This is a genomic window from Butyricicoccus pullicaecorum DSM 23266 (assembly GCF_900167005.1).
GTDB lineage: Bacteria > Bacillota > Clostridia > Oscillospirales > Butyricicoccaceae > Butyricicoccus > Butyricicoccus pullicaecorum.
The window spans coordinates 98205-116992 of record NZ_FUXW01000001.1 but is presented as its reverse complement, the minus strand read 5'-3'; the positions used below and the strand labels follow the sequence as shown (position 1 = coordinate 116992).

Annotated in this window: 26 protein-coding genes; 10 read left to right on the top strand and 16 right to left on the bottom strand. The window is 39.4% G+C overall.

What is annotated here, in order from left to right; translation table 11 throughout:
- Nucleotides 1-28: 28 nt before the first annotated feature.
- Together B5D52_RS00625 and B5D52_RS00620 are read left to right on the top strand one after the other, a co-directional pair.
- On the top strand, nucleotides 29-601 hold the full coding sequence (locus B5D52_RS00625) for a hypothetical protein (protein ID WP_016147886.1): 573 nt from the start codon (nucleotides 29-31) through the stop codon (nucleotides 599-601).
- A 164-nt stretch (nucleotides 602-765) separates the two neighbouring features.
- Nucleotides 766-1482: a DUF1868 domain-containing protein gene (locus tag B5D52_RS00620; RefSeq protein WP_016147887.1), complete on the top strand. Its 717-nt coding sequence runs from the start codon at nucleotides 766-768 to the stop codon at nucleotides 1480-1482.
- 373 nt (nucleotides 1483-1855) lie between these two features.
- Here the strand turns inward: B5D52_RS00620 and B5D52_RS00615 are convergent, their stop codons facing one another.
- The 14 genes from B5D52_RS00615 to B5D52_RS00540 all read right to left on the bottom strand — a co-directional run bounded on the left by B5D52_RS00615 (nucleotide 1856) and on the right by B5D52_RS00540 (nucleotide 11522).
- Nucleotides 1856-2725 (bottom strand): zinc metalloprotease HtpX, encoded by an 870-nt coding sequence (locus B5D52_RS00615; RefSeq protein WP_002588966.1) that lies wholly within the window; start codon nucleotides 2723-2725, stop codon nucleotides 1856-1858.
- 49 nt (nucleotides 2726-2774) lie between these two features.
- Nucleotides 2775-3038, bottom strand: a complete 264-nt coding sequence (locus tag B5D52_RS00610) for a DUF1292 domain-containing protein (protein ID WP_002304397.1) — start codon at nucleotides 3036-3038, stop codon at nucleotides 2775-2777.
- A gap of 16 nt (nucleotides 3039-3054) precedes the next feature.
- Nucleotides 3055-3309, bottom strand: coding sequence for a hypothetical protein (locus tag B5D52_RS00605; protein ID WP_002588965.1), 255 nt, complete (start codon nucleotides 3307-3309; stop codon nucleotides 3055-3057).
- Between the two features lie 9 nt (nucleotides 3310-3318).
- Nucleotides 3319-4359, bottom strand: coding sequence for a hypothetical protein (locus tag B5D52_RS00600; RefSeq protein ID WP_002304399.1), 1041 nt, complete (start codon nucleotides 4357-4359; stop codon nucleotides 3319-3321).
- Between the two features lie 19 nt (nucleotides 4360-4378).
- Nucleotides 4379-5248, bottom strand: coding sequence for a hypothetical protein (locus tag B5D52_RS00595; RefSeq protein ID WP_002578944.1), 870 nt, complete (start codon nucleotides 5246-5248; stop codon nucleotides 4379-4381).
- 1093 nt (nucleotides 5249-6341) lie between these two features.
- Nucleotides 6342-6887: a P-loop nucleotide/nucleoside kinase family protein gene (locus B5D52_RS00585; protein WP_002304402.1), complete on the bottom strand. Its 546-nt coding sequence runs from the start codon at nucleotides 6885-6887 to the stop codon at nucleotides 6342-6344.
- Between the two features lie 47 nt (nucleotides 6888-6934).
- Nucleotides 6935-7096, bottom strand: coding sequence for a hypothetical protein (locus B5D52_RS16780; protein ID WP_002304403.1), 162 nt, complete (start codon nucleotides 7094-7096; stop codon nucleotides 6935-6937).
- Between the two features lies 1 nt (nucleotide 7097).
- Nucleotides 7098-7370 (bottom strand): antitoxin, encoded by a 273-nt coding sequence (locus B5D52_RS00575; RefSeq protein WP_000301765.1) that lies wholly within the window; start codon nucleotides 7368-7370, stop codon nucleotides 7098-7100.
- A gap of 16 nt (nucleotides 7371-7386) precedes the next feature.
- Nucleotides 7387-7596, bottom strand: coding sequence for a peptide-binding protein (locus tag B5D52_RS00570; protein ID WP_000527318.1), 210 nt, complete (start codon nucleotides 7594-7596; stop codon nucleotides 7387-7389).
- A gap of 97 nt (nucleotides 7597-7693) precedes the next feature.
- Complete coding sequence (locus B5D52_RS00565; RefSeq protein ID WP_002594335.1) at nucleotides 7694-8548, bottom strand: ParA family protein; 855 nt, start codon at nucleotides 8546-8548, stop codon at nucleotides 7694-7696.
- A gap of 144 nt (nucleotides 8549-8692) precedes the next feature.
- Nucleotides 8693-8977 (bottom strand): topoisomerase C-terminal repeat-containing protein, encoded by a 285-nt coding sequence (locus B5D52_RS00560; RefSeq protein WP_073459356.1) that lies wholly within the window; start codon nucleotides 8975-8977, stop codon nucleotides 8693-8695.
- Nucleotides 8978-9122: 145 nt separating this feature from the next.
- Complete coding sequence (gene erm(B), locus B5D52_RS00555) at nucleotides 9123-9860, bottom strand: 23S rRNA (adenine(2058)-N(6))-methyltransferase Erm(B) (RefSeq protein WP_002292226.1); 738 nt, start codon at nucleotides 9858-9860, stop codon at nucleotides 9123-9125.
- A gap of 107 nt (nucleotides 9861-9967) precedes the next feature.
- Nucleotides 9968-10351: a helix-turn-helix domain-containing protein gene (locus B5D52_RS00545; protein ID WP_099323097.1), complete on the bottom strand. Its 384-nt coding sequence runs from the start codon at nucleotides 10349-10351 to the stop codon at nucleotides 9968-9970.
- Between the two features lie 34 nt (nucleotides 10352-10385).
- The gene (locus tag B5D52_RS00540) at nucleotides 10386-11522 is read right to left on the bottom strand and encodes a tyrosine-type recombinase/integrase (RefSeq protein ID WP_002304408.1); all 1137 of its coding nucleotides are present in this window, start codon (nucleotides 11520-11522) and stop codon (nucleotides 10386-10388) included.
- A gap of 382 nt (nucleotides 11523-11904) precedes the next feature.
- Here B5D52_RS00540 and B5D52_RS00535 point away from each other — a divergent pair, with 382 nt between their 5' ends.
- Nucleotides 11905-12282 carry a helix-turn-helix domain-containing protein gene (locus B5D52_RS00535; protein ID WP_002578940.1) on the top strand — a complete coding sequence of 126 codons (378 nt, stop codon included), beginning with the start codon at nucleotides 11905-11907 and terminating at the stop codon, nucleotides 12280-12282.
- Nucleotides 12283-12444: 162 nt separating this feature from the next.
- Here the strand turns inward: B5D52_RS00535 and B5D52_RS00530 are convergent, their stop codons facing one another.
- The gene (locus tag B5D52_RS00530) at nucleotides 12445-12999 is read right to left on the bottom strand and encodes an ImmA/IrrE family metallo-endopeptidase (protein ID WP_002304410.1); all 555 of its coding nucleotides are present in this window, start codon (nucleotides 12997-12999) and stop codon (nucleotides 12445-12447) included.
- Between the two features lie 51 nt (nucleotides 13000-13050).
- A complete protein-coding gene (locus tag B5D52_RS00525) occupies nucleotides 13051-13500 on the bottom strand; it encodes a helix-turn-helix domain-containing protein (RefSeq protein ID WP_002304411.1) in 450 nt (149 codons plus the stop codon).
- Between the two features lie 286 nt (nucleotides 13501-13786).
- On the opposite strand from B5D52_RS00525, the gene B5D52_RS00520 reads away from it, so the two are divergent.
- The 7 genes from B5D52_RS00520 (at nucleotide 13787) to B5D52_RS00490 (ending at nucleotide 18593) form a co-directional block, all read left to right on the top strand.
- Nucleotides 13787-14350, top strand: coding sequence for a hypothetical protein (locus B5D52_RS00520; protein WP_002304412.1), 564 nt, complete (start codon nucleotides 13787-13789; stop codon nucleotides 14348-14350).
- Between the two features lie 262 nt (nucleotides 14351-14612).
- On the top strand, nucleotides 14613-14918 hold the full coding sequence (locus tag B5D52_RS00515) for a helix-turn-helix transcriptional regulator (protein WP_002304413.1): 306 nt from the start codon (nucleotides 14613-14615) through the stop codon (nucleotides 14916-14918).
- A gap of 517 nt (nucleotides 14919-15435) precedes the next feature.
- Nucleotides 15436-15840 (top strand): type II toxin-antitoxin system PemK/MazF family toxin, encoded by a 405-nt coding sequence (locus B5D52_RS00510; RefSeq protein WP_002304415.1) that lies wholly within the window; start codon nucleotides 15436-15438, stop codon nucleotides 15838-15840.
- 6 nt (nucleotides 15841-15846) lie between these two features.
- Complete coding sequence (locus B5D52_RS00505; protein ID WP_002304418.1) at nucleotides 15847-16083, top strand: helix-turn-helix domain-containing protein; 237 nt, start codon at nucleotides 15847-15849, stop codon at nucleotides 16081-16083.
- Between the two features lie 117 nt (nucleotides 16084-16200).
- On the top strand, nucleotides 16201-16824 hold the full coding sequence (locus B5D52_RS00500; RefSeq protein ID WP_002304420.1) for a helix-turn-helix domain-containing protein: 624 nt from the start codon (nucleotides 16201-16203) through the stop codon (nucleotides 16822-16824).
- Nucleotides 16825-16828: 4 nt separating this feature from the next.
- On the top strand, nucleotides 16829-18202 hold the full coding sequence (locus B5D52_RS00495; protein ID WP_002304423.1) for a site-specific integrase: 1374 nt from the start codon (nucleotides 16829-16831) through the stop codon (nucleotides 18200-18202).
- Between the two features lie 85 nt (nucleotides 18203-18287).
- Complete coding sequence (locus tag B5D52_RS00490; RefSeq protein ID WP_002304425.1) at nucleotides 18288-18593, top strand: hypothetical protein; 306 nt, start codon at nucleotides 18288-18290, stop codon at nucleotides 18591-18593.
- The last annotated feature ends 195 nt before the right edge of the window (nucleotides 18594-18788 follow it).

Genomic DNA, 18788 nt, shown 5'->3' with positions numbered 1-18788 from the left:
AAACTGGACGATATAAGGAGATATATGTATGAATAAAACATTGAGAAAAGCACTATTGCTGGAACGTTGTCGAAAAGGTGATAGTAAGGCAATGCTTAAAATGTCAGAATACGGCGATGCAAAGATTGCAAATATGTGGCTTGTACGGGCAGTTTTATACGGAAATGAAGAAGCTAGAGAAATTCTTCGTTGTAATCCCTCACGTGCTTCCGATACACTCATTCCAATCGAGAATTTTATTCCGGGAAAGAGTATGGTAGGGTGCAGCAGAACTTATAGTGCAGAAGAACTGCTGGAAATTGGTTTTGACAATTTGCCAAATTTGCAAAAATCGTATCTTTTGATGGGGCTGTCAAACGAAAGGGTACTTCTTTTGGCAACAGATACCGAACCTGAATCGCCGGGCAAGGATGTGTTCGGGGATCGAACATATTACAATTATTATACTTATGATGAATTTTTCCATCGAATCTCCAAAAAAACATGTGAGGATAATCCTATTTTTGCATATGGATTAGGCGTTGCATATTTTGAAGCGCATAAGCATCTTCCAGATCTGCGGATTGATTGGCTAGTAGAGGATGGCATCATTAAAATGTAAATACAAAAGTTGATAACTTTATTGAACAGAAGACAATAGTAAATCCAGCAGATGAAGCAATGCGAAGGCAAATCCAATGGTCTTCTAACTCCTTTGTAACGGATATGCTGGTTATAAAATTCATACGAAATATTGGAAAAGATATTTGAAAAGGGAAAATAAAAATGAAAGAGAATTATTTTGATCATGTGAATCGAATACAAACTTTGATTCAGGATCGAGCTTGTTTTCCTCCAGCCGATGAAGAATTTAAAACATCGCCAAACCTGGTTCAAAAATGTAGAGAGGATGGTTCAATTTGTCCATTTTATGGTGATACCGTTGTGTTTCAACTTCCAAAAAGTATGAAACAATATCTTTCTTCTATCCAAAAATCGCTTTATCAGGAGCATGGAAAATTCCTATCAGAAATACTTCCGGAGGAATCACTGCACATTACACTACATGATCTAAGCGCATCAACAAAAAAAAGTGAAATAACACCAAAGATCGAATCACACGATAACGTTATAAAATCATTCTTGCCTTCTCTAAAAGATAAAGGAACTATCAGCCTTGTTGCAAAGGGTATGGTAAGTATGGTAGCAAGTTCCATTGTAATGCTGTTTGAGCCGGTCGATGAGCAGGTTCATAATACTATTCAACAGATGTATGAGTCTGTTGATGAAATATGTCCCCTTCCTTATCCATTGACACTTCATTGTACGCTTGCATACTATAAACCAGGCACATATTCTCCGGAAGAATGGAGCAGTCTGTATAAATTTATCAGCCAGTGGAACAGTCAAAATTCAGATGGAATTCGATTTGCTCTGGATAGCAACATGATTGATTATCAATTTTTTTGTTCTATGAAAAAATATGAAAGCATAGTTAGTTAAGCGTTACGGAATCCTTTTTTGCATAGTTCAAAAGAAAGAATTCTCTGACAAGTTCTATAAAACACTTTCTCCAATTTTTCAAAAATTCTAAATTTGATATACCTCTCGGTGTCTGGAAAATGTGTAAATCAGCACAACACCCACCTCTTTTGGCGATCTTAAAAACATTCATAACACAAAATCGAATCGGTGATCCATTAAAAATATACTCTCTAAAACCGAAGGTGCAGCCGACATTGAAGATGTCGTTCAAAGGGGATTGGGGATGCTCCCCCAACAAGCAAATTTGCGAAGAATGACCCAAAGGGAAATTCGAGAAAATGAGTGAACCTGTACAGGTTTACACTGCTTGCCAATTTGTGAGATTATGAATTTAGTATCGAGAATAGGGTACACCTAAATTTTGCAATGCTGCAACCCTATCATCGTTGCATGGATGAGTTGAGTATATTGCACTGAGAAAACCATCATGCGGAACATCTGAGATATGTTGGTCTAATACCGTCGCTAATTCAAGACCAAAACCAATTTTATAAGCAAATTCATCAGCCAGATACTCATTTTGTCTCATAGACCACATCAGAAAAAGCATACAGAACTTTACCCATAACCAAGAAAGTGCTGTTGATATTCCTGCGAAAACTGCGGTAATTATACCCATTACACCACTACGAGAGCATATTGCGAACAGCCCCATGATTGCAGAAAAAATCCAGTAGGATATTTTGATTAACAGGAGGCACCCGGATATAAATATATTGCCCCCGCCAATCAATAATTGGATAACAGTATGTCCGTATGAGAGATGTCCGATCTCATGGGCGAGAATTCCAAGTATCATATCATCGGAGAGTAAAAGCAATCCGTCAGTTATGCATAGTGTTTGCCTACCTAGAGCAAATGCATTTGGAGCAGGATCATGGATAATCTTCACTTTCACTTTTTTAGGACAGTATGATGTGTTCTCTTTTGCTTTATCTAAAACATATTGAACCAGCGGGACAACTCGAAGTTTTATATCTACTCTTTTTATATCGCTTGCTCCTGCGAAGGCAGCCAGGCACATTTCGCCTAATGGGGATAAGCTGATAGCTACTGTGAAAAAGTAAATACAAATCAGTTCAACAATGCTTCCTGACGAACCGAACACAGCAACAATCAGCAGAATATTAAGAGTAAAGAACAGAAGAGTTCCTAAGTTTGAGAAGCGAACAATTCTGCCTACACGATGCCAAATATCCATAATGCACCCCCCTTTTATCGTGTTGTTGGTTTGAGCTTGCATTGTTTAATTACTCAAATGTAAAGAAATCTTTGTTTCGCTCTTTGAACAGAGCAAAGACAGTCTCTAACACAAATTCGTTTTCAACACCAACATATTCTTCTGTTTCATCGTCAATTTCTTTCAGCTGCAAAATAACAACTTGCCCATCCGAATCTCCAATAGGAAGCAGGACAACATATTCGTTCTGGCGATACGGTATTAAGTCAAGAAATTCAAATTCAACTTCGTTCCCATTCTCATCATTCAAAGTTATAATGTTGTCTTCATCCATGTCGTCGTTCCTTTTCTTAATATAAATAATTATCGTTGATAATGATGCCTAATAGTTCAAAGAGATTATCCTTTTTGGAAAGAATGCATTTTTTCATGGCTTGTTTAATTTGTTCCGTTGAAATGCTATCAGGCAACATTTCCCTTGGGACACCATGACCGAATTGCCGAAAATACTGTTCTTCGATTTCATAATACTCATTATCAATTTTCGGTTCAGGTGTATTAAGGAAGCTATTCATAAAATCTGCAACGCTCTTGTTTTTGTCCATTGTATGCACCTACCTTTCTCTGCTCAAGACCCTAACATGATTATCTGGTCTAATAGAATCAATCATTGAAGAAAAAATACCAAACGCTGTAGGAAAGAAATTTGCTAATAGCTCTAATTTGCCTTGGTCTCCCATAGACGCTTCAAAAAAGTGGGCAAAGGCTTCTGCTTGTAGATTGCCCGGTCTCGTCCAATAGTTCCTTGAGTGACCATAATTTCCGTGCAATTGACCATTTGTTGTCGCATCAATTAAGTCCGAGAAGGAGTGAGCTGAATCCTGCCTAATACGGGTCAGAAAAGCAGTTTGCTTTTCCACTGGAAGATTGTTATATAAGCTCAGGATTCTTTGTCCGTCCTCAACCAGTGCCTCAGCAAATTCTGGAGTATTGGATAGATTGCTCCGATAGTTGCACGAAGCATGGTCGATCATGTGAGCAAGCTCGTGGAAATAAGTTGTTCCTGCACCTCTTGGATTTGTCATATCAGAAGCTGCATTGTAGTAGACTCCTCGTGAATGCCCTATATAATTTCCCGGTGAGTAATGTGCTGTCTGATCCGGTGGATATTCAGAATCTTGTATCATCAGTTTACCAGCGAAATGGTCAAACACTTCTCTGACATTCTGCTCTGCATTTTCATGGCGTTGTGATATAACAGCGATATATCCGTCTGGTGTGCTACCTTGGGTTAGCACGCCAAGGCAATACTGATAAGACGAATTACCAACATTAGGTGTTTGCAGACCCTGGAGGAAAGAATTTCGTGCAGAAGGAGTGTCCAAATTAACATTATCATATTCTTGTACACTTTTGGCAAGTGAAGCAACGTATTTTTCGGCCTGAAGCATAATCTGTAAAATATCATTCAGGGCTTTGTTGCAATCTTTTACGATAGTTCCCAGCTCATCGTACTTCTTGTCATTCCATCCAATTCCCAATTGCTGATATTTCATCTTCACAGAACTTCTTGTAGTTTCGATAGAAGAAATGGAGGTCCGCATATTTTTCAGTATTGTCAGTAATTGAGTTGCATCAGCATTTACGTTGCTCAAACACTCACCTCCTCATTTGTTAATCATTTCGAGTGTAGCTACCTGTTACTAAAACCGGGATATATGTATCAAGCGATTGAGCTGCAAGTGTTCGATGTCGCCCATCACTCTGAAATACATAATAAGAACCTACCTGCGCAACCTGGACAGGATTATTGTAATAGCTACGAATGGTATCATCTAACACTGGGTTTTGTGAAAGCTCATCCAAAGACATTCCTGACTCAGTATTTTGACGAACATCTTGGATGTGCGAAGCTCGCCTTAGAATGTTTTCTCTCGACCATCCCTCTCGACCATTCCGTGTCCAAAATCCTTCCGGGTTCCCAAGTTCTCGGTCACTGAGATAAACTCCTTCAATATCCCTTGCTCTAACGTATACGAGTTCTGGATTTTCATTTCGAGAAAAGGTATAGTTCCCGTTCTCCCAATAATCTCGATATTCTTCATAGTGATTTCCACGGGAAAAATATCGTTCAGCTGATAGTCTGTCTTGAACAAATGCAAGATTAGAACCAAAGGTATTTGACTCAAAGGTGGTTGTATCTGCACTTGATGGTGTAACAGCAAAACTACTGGTCTGAGGTGTGCTTGCAGATATTCCATTTGTAGATCCTAGTTGAACACTTTCGTATTCACTAAGGCTCTTGGCGAGTAAAGCCACATATTTTTCTGCTTGAAGCATAATTACCAATATGTCATTGAGAGCCTTGTTGCAGTCTCTTACAACCACGCCCAACTCGTTGTATTTTTTATCTTGCCATCCAGCACCTAACTGTTCATATTTCATCTTTACAGATTTTTTGGTAGTTTCGATGGAGGAAATGGAATCCTGCATTTTTTTCAGCATTGCGAATAGCTGAACGGAGTCAGCATTTACCATACTCATTTCATCACCTCCTGGCAGCGGATTTTGTGAAGTGCAAAGCGGCGATGTGTCAGGAAAGTCTGACACATCACTGCTTCGGCAAGATTTAATTTAGAGAGGAAAGAAATTGTTCCAACTCAGCAGCGGTCGGTGCAATGTACGGTTTCATCTGGTAAGTATCCTTAACACCGTCTGTGAAGTATACGCTCCTTTCTTTTTTCGTTTTGTTGGTTCATTTTCGCCAGTGTGTTCGTGTCGTTTGCTGTGACGAGAACGCAACATAGACACAAAGAAAACACAAGGGCGAGCTTGCTCGTTTATATACCCTTGTGTTTTCGACTGGATATGTTAAGGTAACAAACAGTAAATGACACGTTACAGACTGCAAAATGTACCAACTGAAAAAAGAAAGAATACCGTTGTGTGCTTTATTTCTCGATCAGCTTTTCAAACATGAGGAAAGGTTTTTATAAAAAAAGAGTAGTTACCGTTTTTTGGTAACTACTCTTTTCCTTTTTTAAGGTTTAAAGTCCTGGAAGTTTAGGTGTTTTGGGTATTGGTGGTGTAGGTAGCTGCAAGCTTTCCAATTTTTGTTGAATTGCTTTAAATTCAGGGGTTTCTTGGTGTTGATTTTGAACCATTTTTTGCTCTATTCTCTCCAAAGTCGGTTGAATTTCTTTCCCTGATACTTTACGATTTAATTCTCTTTCTAAGGTCTCTTTCGGACTAATGGAAGGCGTTTCTAAACTTGAATAGAAGTTTCACTCCTTCTCTATTATAAAGCCTTATATCGCTAAATAAGCCCGTTTTATGAAGGGTTTCTAAGCTGAAATGAACGGGTTTACACCCGGCCTTGACCTCCGCCCGCTGTCCCGCTGAATGGGTGGACAAGGCGGCCAATCCCTCAAAGTGCTTGGACGCTCTCTTTCTGATTTTGGAGCGTTTCTTTTCTAAAAATTGAAATGGGCGGGAAGCCATTTTAGGGCTTTCCCGCCTTGATTACTTTTTAGCAAAGACGGGCGTGACTGTCAACGGCGGCGCATGAAATGCGCCGTTCATCTTGACCGTTGACTGGCTCGGCTGGCTTTGCTATCTTCCTGACAAATGGGAATGTCTAAGATAGTAAAGACGTCCCACATGCAACTCTTTCTTTTATTGCGGAAACCGTATCTTTAATTGTGAATGTAGTTGTGTCTATGACATTTGATTCATATATCCCCAAACCGGAAAATTGCTCCCACATTGTTTCCACTAATTCAATATTTGTTTTTCTATCTAATTTTGAGCGTTCCACAGCTCGCTTCATAGTTTCTTTTTTACTCGCTCTTAATACAATATAGTGTACCTCGTAATCTTCTTGGGCAAGAGCTTTCCATGGCTCCAAAAACCATGGCCCGACAATCCCATCTACAATTACATCATATCCGCCACGAGCATATCGCTTTGCAGCTTCTAAAAAGGCTTCAATGACAACCAGATTTTGCTTGTTGGATTCTGGCAAATGTGGTGGTATTGCGCCTTTGCTTAAGTAATGAAAAAAGTCATCGGTGTGCATATGCACTGATTTATCCATATCTGATTCCTTTGCGACAATTGACGCAGTTGTTGTTTTTCCTGTCCCCGGTGAGCCTGTAATCACAATAATTCTTCCTTGATTCATCTGTATTTTCCCTCACAATTTGAATTTATCACTTTGTTCCTGCCTGCTCAATCATCTTCTTCGCAAACTGGTTTTCCCTGACCCTGATTGCCCACCAAGTAAAAAAGCGGTTGGCGATTCAACCGCTTTTTTACTTGAACCAATTCTTCTAAATTATCATTTAAGCGATTCTCAAACTGTTTGTCAGTAAAATTGACTATATTTGCCATATTAAGCCACTTTCTCTTTATTCAAAACTTGTTTTGAGTAACGATTCATTGACCGCCAATACTCATGAACGGCTTGTAATTCTTCTAAAGAATAATCAAAAAGATTTACACGTTTTGCAAGCTTTAATTGGTTTAATAAATTGACTTCCAATAATTGAGAGTCATTTTTATTTAATTCATGGTTCAAAACATAGTTTAATACTCGATTATAAACGCTTGCCGATAATTCGTTAATGATCTCTATTTCAAATGTTTTTTCATACGTAACTGCCATTTCATTTTCACTCCTTTTAAAGTTTGTCAGGTAAATATTTCCGTATATATTCTTCTAAGGCTTGATCCATAACTTCTTTTACGTTTCCGCCATTCTTTGCTGTTTCGATTTTTATGATATGGTGCAAGTCAGCACGAACACGAACCGTCTTATCTCCCATTATATCTTTTTTTGCACTGATTGGTGTATCATTTCGTTTTGCTTTTTGTGCGCCTAAATTTCCCACAATCACTCACTTCTTTCTATTTCTTCTTATTCTTATTTTATCATCAACAATCACAAATCACAAGTGATTTGTGATTAATCACTTGTGATTTGTGATTCTATTCTTTTTCGTTTTCTAATTGAATGATTCGCTCAAGCATTTCAAAAAATACGTTCTCATACATGGATAAAACTTTTTTGTCATAGCCTTTGTGTTCTGTAATTCCGTTTTTAGACCAGGTACTTACTTTATTACTTCGCTTGATAATATTTTGGAAAACCAAGTTATCTTCTTTATGTTGCTTGTACAGTTCTTCCAGGTTTGATTTTATCGTTGCGCTGTCCGTATCAACTAAATAAGGAACAAAACCGATCATATCTAGTCCAGGGTTAAACTGTTCTTGTAAATCAATCAAATAGGAAATATAGTTTTGAATGTTGTTTGTACTTTCTTCTTCTGCTTGTAAAGGGATCATAACGTAATCACTTGCCACGATTGCATTATTTGTATAAACGCTTGGCGTTGGTACAGTATCAATAATAATGAGATCATAGTCACTTTTTAAAGGTGCTAAAAGAGTAGCAAGCAATCTACTTTCATTTTCAAAAGTCCATGAGCGAGTTAATTTTGGCAGTAACATCAAATCAAACGTGCCAGGGATCAAGTCTAAATTATCAGTCAAATGAACAATAGAAGAAGCCAAGTTTCCATTTTTCAGTCCTTCATAAAAATTAACACGTGGCAATTCTACCTTAAATGTTTTTGCTAAGTCTTTTGTCAATGTTGCTTGTAAGTCCTTATCGATCATTAAAACTTTTAAATTAAATTTGTCTGTCAAGTAAGCAAACATAGTCGATAATTTTGACTTTCCAACACCACCTTTAAAATAATTGTTTAAGATAACAATCGCTTCATTTTTACTGTTTAAAATACGTCTTAATTCTTCAAGTATTTTGAGTTCTTCCTTCTCCATAACTACGCCCCATTCTTTTTTTGTATAGTAATATTGTATCATTAGGAATCACAAATCACAAGTGATTTGTGATTAATCACTTGTGATTTGTGATAAGTGATTTGTGATTAATATATAAAAGCCCTCTTTAAAGGGCTTTTATGCTTATTTTGAAAAAGAGATAAAATCAATATATCCCTTTTCTCCGATTTTTACAACGGCATTGTAGGACTTTCTATCTTTCGTTTTGATTCCTTTTACCAGGGTTTCTTTTCCCTCTAGTAATTCTTTTACATTTGTTTTGGTGAGTTTTTTCTTTCTAAAATGTTCAGCTAAAGTGAAGGTACATTCAGGATAATTTGAACAACCATAAAACGATTTTTTTAATACAATATTGTTGCCACACTTAGGACATTTTCCTACAAGGGGTCCCGAGCGCTTAGTGGGAATTTGTACCCCTTATCGATACAAATTCCCCGTAGGCGCTAGGGACCTCTTTAGCTCCTTGGAAGCTGTCAGTAGTATACCTAATAATTTATCTACATTCCCTTTAGTAACGTGTAACTTTCCAAATTTACAAAAGCGACTCATAGAATTATTTCCTCCCGTTAAATAATAGATAACTATTAAAAATAGACAATACTTGCTCATAAGTAACGGTACTTAAATTGTTTACTTTGGCGTGTTTCATTGCTTGATGAAACTGATTTTTAGTAAACAGTTGACGATATTCTCGATTGACCCATTTTGAAACAAAGTACGTATATAGCTTCCAATATTTATCTGGAACATCTGTGGTATGGCGGGTAAGTTTTATTAAGACACTGTTTACTTTTGGTTTAGGATGAAAGCATTCCGCTGGCAGCTTAAGCAATTGCTGAATCGAGACTTGAGTGTGCAAGAGCAACCCTAGTGTTCGGTGAATATCCAAGGTACGCTTGTAGAATCCTTCTTCAACAATCAGATAGATGTCAGACGCATGGCTTTCAAAAACCACTTTTTTAATAATTTGTGTGCTTAAATGGTAAGGAATACTCCCAACAATTTTATACCTCTGTTTGTTAGGGAATTGAAACTGTAGAATATCTTGGTGAATTAAAGTGACACGAGTATTCAGTTTTAATTTTTCTGACGATAAGTTGAATAGATGACTGTCTAATTCAATAGACGTTACCTGTTTACTTATTTTAGCCAGTTTCGTCGTTAAATGCCCTTTACCTGTTCCAATTTCGTAAACGGTATCGGTTTCTTTTAAATTCAATTGTTTTATTATTTGGTTGAGTACTTTTTCACTCGTTAAAAAGTTTTGAGAATATTTTATATTTTTGTTCATGTAATCACTCCTTCTTAATTACAAATTTTTAGCATCTAATTTAACTTCAATTCCTATTATACAAAATTTTAAGATACTGCACTATCAACACACTCTTAAGTTTGCTTCTAAGTCTTATTTCCATAACTTCTTTCATTTGGGAATAATTCAAGCTGGCGAATCATATAATGTGTACTTGGAATGTAATCAAAATAAAACAATAGTGCTAGATATAAACTCCATGGAATTGGGCGTGTCCGATTTTCGTAGGCACTATAAGTTTGTCGTGAAATACCAACAGCCGAAGCAATTTCTTCTTGTGATGCACCAACTTTTCCTCTGAGTGCGGGTAACTCAATCGCCAATTGAGTGGCCAAGTTCTCTTTCTCATCTTTACTAAAATTCCAAAACTGCTTATAAGCATCTCGCCCTACAAATTGAATCAATAAATCTCCTCCTGGGTATACTCTTTCGTAGAGTACATTACTCCACGAAAAAACACCGCCAAACACTGAAAACTCAGCATTATTTGACGGTGTTGACAATTTATTTGACGGCTAATAAATCAGAAAGCCGTTGCATATTTTCTCTTTTTAAATCCATGGATGGGTGTACATAGCGATTCATTGTAATATTCACGCTGGCATGACCCAATATTTCGCTGAGACTTTTTACATCGAATCCAAGCTCTATGCACCTTGTAGCAAATGTATGACGTAACGAGTGATAATTTGCGGAGGTGATTCCGCTGTTTTTCAATACCTTCTTAAAATGATTTTGCATGGTTCTTGGTTCTAATGGATTCTGATCGCTATTGGTTAGGATGTAGCCAGTAGAAGAAGCTTTGTGTGCTGTAAGAATAGTCATTAAGCCATGGGGTACTGGAATAGTACGGATGGAGCAAGCACTTTTTGGTGTGGTAACAACAATCCTTGTCTTGTATTCACTGTTGGTTCTATCTTGGATTCTCTGGAGCGTTTGATGCACGTGGATTGTGTAATCTGAGAATGAAACATCTTCCCATCGTAACGCACAAATTTCACCTACTCTGAGACCAGTGAATAAACATACTAATATACCAATATTGCAGGAATCAAGATTAGAATACAAGTATTGGCATAATTTTTCCTGTTCAGCACGACTCAAAACTCTCATTTCCTTCGTTTGACGTTTTATCTGTATAGATCGTGCGTCACAAGAAATGGCTTTCCCGTTTCGGGTGGCAAATTGTAAGACATTTCGAATTAGAGATAAAATATCTGAAACAGTTTTAGAGGAAAGTCCATTCTCCTTTAATCCACCAGAAACAAGGAAAAAATTACACTGCGTTTCAATAAACTCGTGTGTTATATCACGCAATTGTTTGCTTCCGAACACAGGAAGTATATACGAGCTGAGAAGATTCCTATATTTGTTGCTTGTAGATTCCTTCACTTTAGGACATATAGCTTGAAACCATTCCATAGCAACCTGTTCAAATTGATCTGAGCTAATTTCTGGATCGACAGTGACAGAATTACTCGTGCACGAACTTTGACTGATAAGTTTTGCCTTGACTTCTCGATATGACTTTGCATAAACATAACCGTAATTGGCTTTGCCTGTAGAAGATCGGGACTTAATGTATCTTCCTTCCCATCTGCCGTCTTTCCTTTTGTAAATATTTTCTCCTTTTCGTGCCATAAGGTACACCTCCTTCAATATGACTATAATTCTGACGGCAAATTGTGACTTTGGAACTTTCTAAGATGGATTTTTGTGCAAAACCTCGTGTTTTATGTCCCTAACATATTGACAAACAGTGCGACAATTTGTAAAATAAAGATATAAACTAAAAAAAACAGAGAAGAATGCGATTCGTGGAGTAATGTACTCTACGAATTTTTTATTTTAAAGAACCTCAAGATAGCTCATATTGTCGTCTTGGGGTTCTTTTCATTCTATCATTTAATGCAATCTGCCTATAAAATTTTATCATATTGCATTTATAAATGCAACTTGCACCCGATGTTGGTTGTTGAGATTTTTGGTACATTTTATAATGTATAGCAGAATCATACACAGCATGGAGGTGATTGAAACGCAACCGGAAATTGATTACGTTAAGATTGGTCAGCGCATTAGAGCTGCCCGACTGGAAAAGGGTTATAGTCAGGCTGATTTGGGTGCGTTGGTTGGTTGCTCGAACAATCATATGAGCCATGTTGAAGTTGGACAGACGAAAGTTTCTTTGGCAATGCTTCTAAAACTGGCATTCGTCTTGGAAAAGAACTTTGACTATTTTTTACTGGATACCCCATATGCAAAATGCGACAGCATCATTGATAATGAGATTGCTGCAAAACTGAAAAAGTGTAATGTAACAACATTGATAACCGTAGGAAAGTTGATTGATGTCTTGATTGACCAGCAAGAGATGATAAAAAAAGCGGAGCTTGATTGATATAATGAAAAAGAAGCCCATTGACGGTACAGAGTGAACTGCTATGGGGTTCTTTTTTGCAGCACAATATACTGATTCTTTAAGAAGCAAAAAGTCCACCAGTCATGATGCACTACGCATCGTACTGGTGGACTTTTTCTGTAAAGATATAAAAATAGATATTCATATATCGCCATAACCAATGTCGTTATCGTAGGCATGAAGATCTTCTTTCAGGAAATCTGCTTTACGAATATACATCGAATTTACCAGCTCTCCTTTTTCGTGGAGCAGGCTGAATTTGTAGTCTAATAATGCTGCCGGTACATAGAGCATTTTAGCCGTTTCAAAAAATGTGTGTTCCGAAAGGCATTCCAGGACTTTCCCATCTTCTAACAGAAGCTCCGCCGCAAAGAAGTTTGCTTCATTTTCTTCGATTGATCTATCATCAAAAACTTCCATTTCTTGAAAGCCGTGCATCATAGCGATTTTTGTATGCAGGACAGCGTGTCCTAATTCATGTGCGACTAATATACGCTCCAGGATACCGTTCACATTGTGATCTATCACGATATTCTTTTGTCTGGACTGGTAATAGAAGAAGCCCTTCAATTTCTTCTGTAAATCGTAATAGTGGATTTTGATACCTAACAGCTGACATAGCTCGTAAGGGTCTCTGGTGTGATATTTTCGCACAAGCTTATCGACAGTTTCAATGATATGCTCTGCCGTTTTCATTTGCTTCACCTCCGAATCGCACACAGAAAACATATTCTGTGCTTGAGGATTTTACTCTTTATCTTTATGCTTTCTGTATTTCTTCGGAGTGTACTTTTCCCGTGCTGTTTTCTTAGAGTCCATATAAACTGACATAATCGCCTGGAAGAATACATCTTTTGCGTCCTCGTCCAATTCTCCACCGGCAAACAGAGAATTTACACGACCCAACACTTCCTGAGCTTCTTTTGCTCCTTTTGAACCGAAGTTTTCCTTTGCCTCTAAAATAAACATATCCTGATCTATATGGCTCTGGCTATCCGTTTCAGATTCGTCCAAAAGATAGGACACAGAGATATGCAGTGCTTCAGCAAGTTTTCTGATGTTGCTTTTTCTGGGGAGTGTTCCGAGCTGCTCATAGGTGTAAAGGGATCTTTCGGAAATGCCGGTCATCTGGGCAAGCTCCGTTTGAGATAGGTTCATAGCCAAACGAGCTTCTTTAATTTTTTCTCCAAATGTCATGGTAGTATCCTTCCTTTCAAAAAATATTTATTCGTAACTTCCGATTATTTGTTGACAAACTTCTGGAAAATGCTATAATAAGAATCATAACAGAAGTTTTAATTCCACTTAATTATATATCGGAACTTTTATAAAGTCAAGAACTTCCGATTTCACTTCTGTTATTTTAATCAAATATCGGAAGTTATAGTCATTCTTGTCCCATGGTATTTGTTTCCCTTTAGCCAAGTGACAGGAGTTAGAAAGGAATTCTTATTTTATGGATTAGGCTGAAAGGAGATTCTGAATGAGCAGATATAATACACAGGTATTAAGCAGTATTCGAATGCTTTGCCGGATGCAGAACATTGACGAGAAGGTTCTGTATGAAAGAGCAAAGCTGATTTTATCCATATATCGAGAGGTGTGCTGGTCTACCATTGATCGTGCGAATGATGTATGTGATACCCTTATTTGTACTTACGGTGACAGCTTAGATGGTGCATTGATTTATCTGGAGAACTTTGCTCCGGATGAAGCGAGAGAACGATTTGAAGAACGCATTCGCAGCTTATTTGAGACAAAGTGGATCATTGAACTGGTAGATATGGCTATGTTGAAAATCAGAGAATATCCAGATAAAGGCGCTCTGTACTGTGAGATTATCTCAAAGGCATATCTCAACCGCTTCAAGTACAGGGAATCAGAAATGCTGGAGGTTTTGAATATGGAACGCAGCACCTACTATGACCGAAAGAAAGAAGCGATACTGTTATTTGGTCTGTCACTTTGGGGAACAGCCATTCCTAAATTGAAAGATTTCCTGGAAAGTGCCCGGGAGGAAGAAGCATTGTGTTATTGTGAATGCTAAGACAGGATTTTAGTCCGACTAAAATCCGATGAAAATACGACGGTTCCCCTACTGAAAGTCCGACTTGTCCAGTGTTAAAATGGCTATGCTGGGAGATAGCGGCATAAAATTGAATAGAGAGAGTTACGCCTCGTGCCTGTAATGGGTACGGGGCTTTTTTTATACCTGCCTATTTTCCCCCATAATTAACACAAAGGCATGAACGAGAGCTTGGAGTAATTTACTCCGGCTCTTTTTTTATGCCTGCAAGGAGGACAGGCAGATGGCAAAGGGTATTGAGAATCGGGCACGATCTCCTCCCGCTGTTTTTGATTTTGCAACTTCACAAATTCAAAAACACGGAGGAACGAAAATGTATTACGACTTGGTTGAAAGCGGAAAAAGAATTAAAGCCTTGAGAAAGGAACATGGGCTTACACAGGAACAGCTTGCGGAGCAGTTAGGTGTTGCCGCAAACACCATTGCACGAATTGAAACCGGCAACAGAGGTATCTCTATTGATTTGGCAATCGAACTGGTTGTGCGCTTTGAGACAACCCTTGATTACATATTTTTAGGTCGTGAATAACCTCAAAACTATACCTACGAGGCAATAAAAACTTGCATGAGGAACAGGTACAATTTAGATACAGCCAAAGAAAATCGGCTGCTTGATCCTTGAAAACTGAATACACAGTCATCGAATACGTTCCTGTTGCCGGTGCGAGAGCATCAGCCACATCAGCGGTACGCCGAGACGTATCGGATAGAGAAACAGAACGACTTTCTTCTATAAATTAAGCGCTTGTCTCTCTCCCGATGCCAGCGATCAATACTGGCTTGTAAATATTGGGTTGCTCCCAATACGGCCATGAAAGCAACAGGATTAAAGATACTTCTCTACGGAGCTGGCGGAGAACCCGGCAGAGGTTAGATTCCTATGGAACTGATTCGCAATCAGTCGTTCGGTGATTCCCTGAGGGCGTAAGCCCTCTTTCCCAGGGGTGCGTGGCAAATATGGGACACATAGACTTTTGGACTGACTGCCTGATTCCTTTCTGGCAGTCAGTTATTACATAGCCAACGAAAGGAGGTCATGGCACATGATGAAAGAAAATTGGGTATATTGCCGTGGTGATATTTATTGCGCCAAGCTGGACCCGGTAGTTGGGTCGGAACAAGGCGGCATCCGTCCGGTTATCGTCATTCAGAACGATACCGGTAATAAACACGCTCCCACATTGATTGTGGCAACGGTCACCACCAGAATCCATAAGAAAGCGAATATGCCGACGCACTTTGTTATTTACGACAATCCTGCATTCAAAGAAGCGTCCGTTGTTCAGCTGGAACAGATTCGTACCATTGATAAAAGCAGGATTGATAATTACTTAGGTAAGGTAACGCCCCGTGAAATGGTAGCGATTGAGAAAGCCTTATCTGTCAGCCTGGCAATGGAACAGCTGAAAAAGCGTTCCCCAAAACATAAAGCAAAGAGAGCGAAGGAGTGAACATAAATGTTTGAAGAAAGAATCGCTGCCATGAATCAGCGCACCGAAGAAGCGATGGCTGCTAACGCAGTTCAGTTTGATAAGAGAACCTATACGGTTGATGAGATTCAGGATATTCTGGGCATCAGCAGAACCAGCGCATACAACCTTGTGAAAAAGAAAGTTTTCCATAGCGTCCGCATCGGTGGCAGTATCAGAATCTCCAAAAAGAGTTTTGATGAGTGGTTGGATCATCAAATGTAAGATTTGTCAAGGGCGTCGTACAACCCGGCGACAAACTTCAAAACATATTGAGAGTTCGATAAAATGTAGCCATGACAAGAAACACATGGCTACATTTTTTACATAGGAGGTTGTACGATGGCGGAAATGAGAAAACGCACGAGTATGTCTGTTCTGGAAATGGGCAGGATGCTCGGTCTTGGTAAAACGGAGTCATACTGGCTCATTAAGAAGAATTACTTCAAAACCATTCTTGTCGGCAACACCATGAGGGTGATGATCGACAGCTTTGAAGAATGGTATGCCAATCAGTTCAAATACCAGAAGGTCGATGGAACCCCTCCCGGCGAGGAATTGAAGAAAACTACATATTCAATGGAGGAGCTTGGACAGCGCCTTGGGCTGAAAGAAGCGACTGCTTACGAACTGGTTGCCAAAGGGCATTTTGATGTGGTCGATGTCCTGGGCAAGCGCAGAGTGACAAAGGAGAGCTTTGAAAGATGGTATGCTTCTCAAACCGATTACCGCACGGTAGAGGATCAGGAACTGGATGCAGATATTATGGCATCCACCTACGGTCTGCCGGAAATGGCAAGAATGCTTGGGGTACATCGTCAGACCATTTACTATATCGTTGCCAATGAAGATTTTGAGCTTATCAAGGTTGGCAGGTATAAGCGAGCTACCAAAGAGAGCTTTGAAAAATGGTATCACAATCAGACCCGCTACCAGTTAGCGGAAGATAGACAGGAAAGGAGCTGATTACATGGCATCTATCGTTAAGAGAAAAAAGAAGTATTCTGTGGTTTATACATACACCGATGAGAACGGCAACAAGCGTCAGAAGTGGGAAACCTTTGAAACGAATGCCGAAGCAAAGAAAAGGAAGTTGCAGGTTGAATATGAGCAGGAGTCCGGAACCTTTATTCCCCCTTCTGCTAAAACCGTCAATGATCTTTTGGATGAGTATATGTCAATCTATGGTGTGAACACCTGGGCGATGTCTACCTATGAAAGCAGAAAGAGCCTGATTGCAAACTATATTCGTCCCCTCATCGGTGATATGAAGCTGGAGGATGTCACGCCGAGAATCATGGACAAGTATTACCGAGATTTGCTTTCTGTCAAAGCGGTTTCTTCTAAGTATGTAAAAGCCCGTACAGAATATCTGACTCCGCATACTGTCCGAGAGGTTCACAAGACATTGCGAAATGCTTTCAATCAAGCGGTCAAGTGGGAATTGATGACCAGAAACCCTGTGGAGCACGCTACGCTGCCGAAAGAAGAACACAAGACCAGGGATATCTGGACAGCAGAAGTGCTCCAGAAGGCTCTGGAAGCCTGTGACGATGATATTCTTCGTCTGGCTATTAACCTTGCCTTCTCCTGTTCCCTGCGAATGGGCGAGCTTCTGGGGCTTACCTGGGACTGTATTGACATTTCCCCCACCAGTATTGAACTTGGTCAGGCAAGCATCTTCGTTGAAAAGGAGTTGCAGAGAGTAAATCGTGAAGCGATGGCAGATCTGGACGGTAAGGACATCATGTTCAAGTTCCCACCGACCTTCGCCAGTACGCATACCGCATTGGTTCTCAAAACTCCTAAGACCAAAACAAGTGTCCGCAAGGTGTTCTTACCGAAAACCGTAGCGGAAATGTTGGTACAGCGAAAGGCTGACATCGAAGAACTGAAAGACCTTTTCGGTGACGAGTTCGTAGACTTCAATCTGGTTTTCTGTTCTTCCAATGGCAAGCCGATTGAGGGGCAGGTTATCAACCGTGCTTTCAATAAGCTGATTGAGGAGAAGGGACTGCCGAAAGTGGTTTTCCATAGTCTCCGACATTCCAGTATCACTTACAAGCTGAAGCTGAACGGCGGCGATATGAAATCCGTTCAAGGCGATTCCGGTCATGCACAGGTCAAGATGGTAGCGGATGTTTACTCCCATATCATCGACGATGACCGCAGACTGAACGCTGAAAGAATGGAAGCTGCGTTCTACTCAGGCAGACAGGCAACGCCTGAGCCGGTTCAACCAGCCGCAACGGAAAGCTCCGCTGATGATAAAGAACTTCTTCTGAAGCTTCTGCAAAATCCGGAAATGGCAGCACTCCTGAAGTCGCTGGCAAAAACATTATAGTAACTGCAAGGGCAGATCCTTTTACATAGCTACAATAGCTGTAAAAGGGTCTGCCCTTATTTTTTTGTTATGGAGGTCAACGAGTATGGATAGAATCTTTATGGACGAGTATTACGAGCATCTGAGAGCTGACAATATCGAGGCATTTTCCAAGGAAAGGAACGACGAATATGTTGGCAGAGCTGAGGAATACAAAGCAGCAAAGTCGGCATTGCTTGAAGGATTGGGACTTGAGCATTTGTTTGACCATAGCCATGAACTGACTCCGAAAGAGAAAGAAATATGGATGCTGTTCGATAGGGTTGATGTAGCAGAGCTTCTTGCAAGGGATGCTTTTGCCAAGGGTGCTTATATGCTCGGCGCTGAGGATAGAGAGATTATGCTGAAATAAAAAAAGACCTGCTTCGGCGGGTCTAAATTACATAGAATCATTGAGTCTGAAAAACCTTTGAAATTCTTAATAATTCTGGTTGAAAAATTCATTTTGAAATGATATATAAAACAGACTGAAATCTGTGTCTAAGGACACCCGCACCCTCACACGAGAATGAATAGGATTTCCTATCATTTCGCATCACGAGAAGTT

Coding starts and splice junctions, on each gene's coding strand:
- B5D52_RS00625 (WP_016147886.1), top strand. CDS start 29: ATGAATAAAACATTGAGAAAAGCACTATTGCTGGAACGTTGTCGAAAA.
- B5D52_RS00620 (WP_016147887.1), top strand. CDS start 766: ATGAAAGAGAATTATTTTGATCATGTGAATCGAATACAAACTTTGATT.
- B5D52_RS00615 (WP_002588966.1), bottom strand. CDS start 2,725: ATGGATATTTGGCATCGTGTAGGCAGAATTGTTCGCTTCTCAAACTTA.
- B5D52_RS00610 (WP_002304397.1), bottom strand. CDS start 3,038: ATGGATGAAGACAACATTATAACTTTGAATGATGAGAATGGGAACGAA.
- B5D52_RS00605 (WP_002588965.1), bottom strand. CDS start 3,309: ATGGACAAAAACAAGAGCGTTGCAGATTTTATGAATAGCTTCCTTAAT.
- B5D52_RS00595 (WP_002578944.1), bottom strand. CDS start 5,248: ATGAGTATGGTAAATGCTGACTCCGTTCAGCTATTCGCAATGCTGAAA.
- B5D52_RS00585 (WP_002304402.1), bottom strand. CDS start 6,887: ATGAATCAAGGAAGAATTATTGTGATTACAGGCTCACCGGGGACAGGA.
- B5D52_RS16780 (WP_002304403.1), bottom strand. CDS start 7,096: ATGGCAAATATAGTCAATTTTACTGACAAACAGTTTGAGAATCGCTTA.
- B5D52_RS00575 (WP_000301765.1), bottom strand. CDS start 7,370: ATGGCAGTTACGTATGAAAAAACATTTGAAATAGAGATCATTAACGAA.
- B5D52_RS00565 (WP_002594335.1), bottom strand. CDS start 8,548: ATGGAGAAGGAAGAACTCAAAATACTTGAAGAATTAAGACGTATTTTA.
- B5D52_RS00540 (WP_002304408.1), bottom strand. CDS start 11,522: ATGGCACGAAAAGGAGAAAATATTTACAAAAGGAAAGACGGCAGATGG.
- B5D52_RS00535 (WP_002578940.1), top strand. CDS start 11,905: ATGGAGGTGATTGAAACGCAACCGGAAATTGATTACGTTAAGATTGGT.
- B5D52_RS00530 (WP_002304410.1), bottom strand. CDS start 12,999: ATGAAAACGGCAGAGCATATCATTGAAACTGTCGATAAGCTTGTGCGA.
- B5D52_RS00525 (WP_002304411.1), bottom strand. CDS start 13,500: ATGACATTTGGAGAAAAAATTAAAGAAGCTCGTTTGGCTATGAACCTA.
- B5D52_RS00520 (WP_002304412.1), top strand. CDS start 13,787: ATGAGCAGATATAATACACAGGTATTAAGCAGTATTCGAATGCTTTGC.
- B5D52_RS00515 (WP_002304413.1), top strand. CDS start 14,613: ATGGCAAAGGGTATTGAGAATCGGGCACGATCTCCTCCCGCTGTTTTT.
- B5D52_RS00510 (WP_002304415.1), top strand. CDS start 15,436: ATGAAAGAAAATTGGGTATATTGCCGTGGTGATATTTATTGCGCCAAG.
- B5D52_RS00505 (WP_002304418.1), top strand. CDS start 15,847: ATGTTTGAAGAAAGAATCGCTGCCATGAATCAGCGCACCGAAGAAGCG.
- B5D52_RS00500 (WP_002304420.1), top strand. CDS start 16,201: ATGGCGGAAATGAGAAAACGCACGAGTATGTCTGTTCTGGAAATGGGC.
- B5D52_RS00495 (WP_002304423.1), top strand. CDS start 16,829: ATGGCATCTATCGTTAAGAGAAAAAAGAAGTATTCTGTGGTTTATACA.
- B5D52_RS00490 (WP_002304425.1), top strand. CDS start 18,288: ATGGATAGAATCTTTATGGACGAGTATTACGAGCATCTGAGAGCTGAC.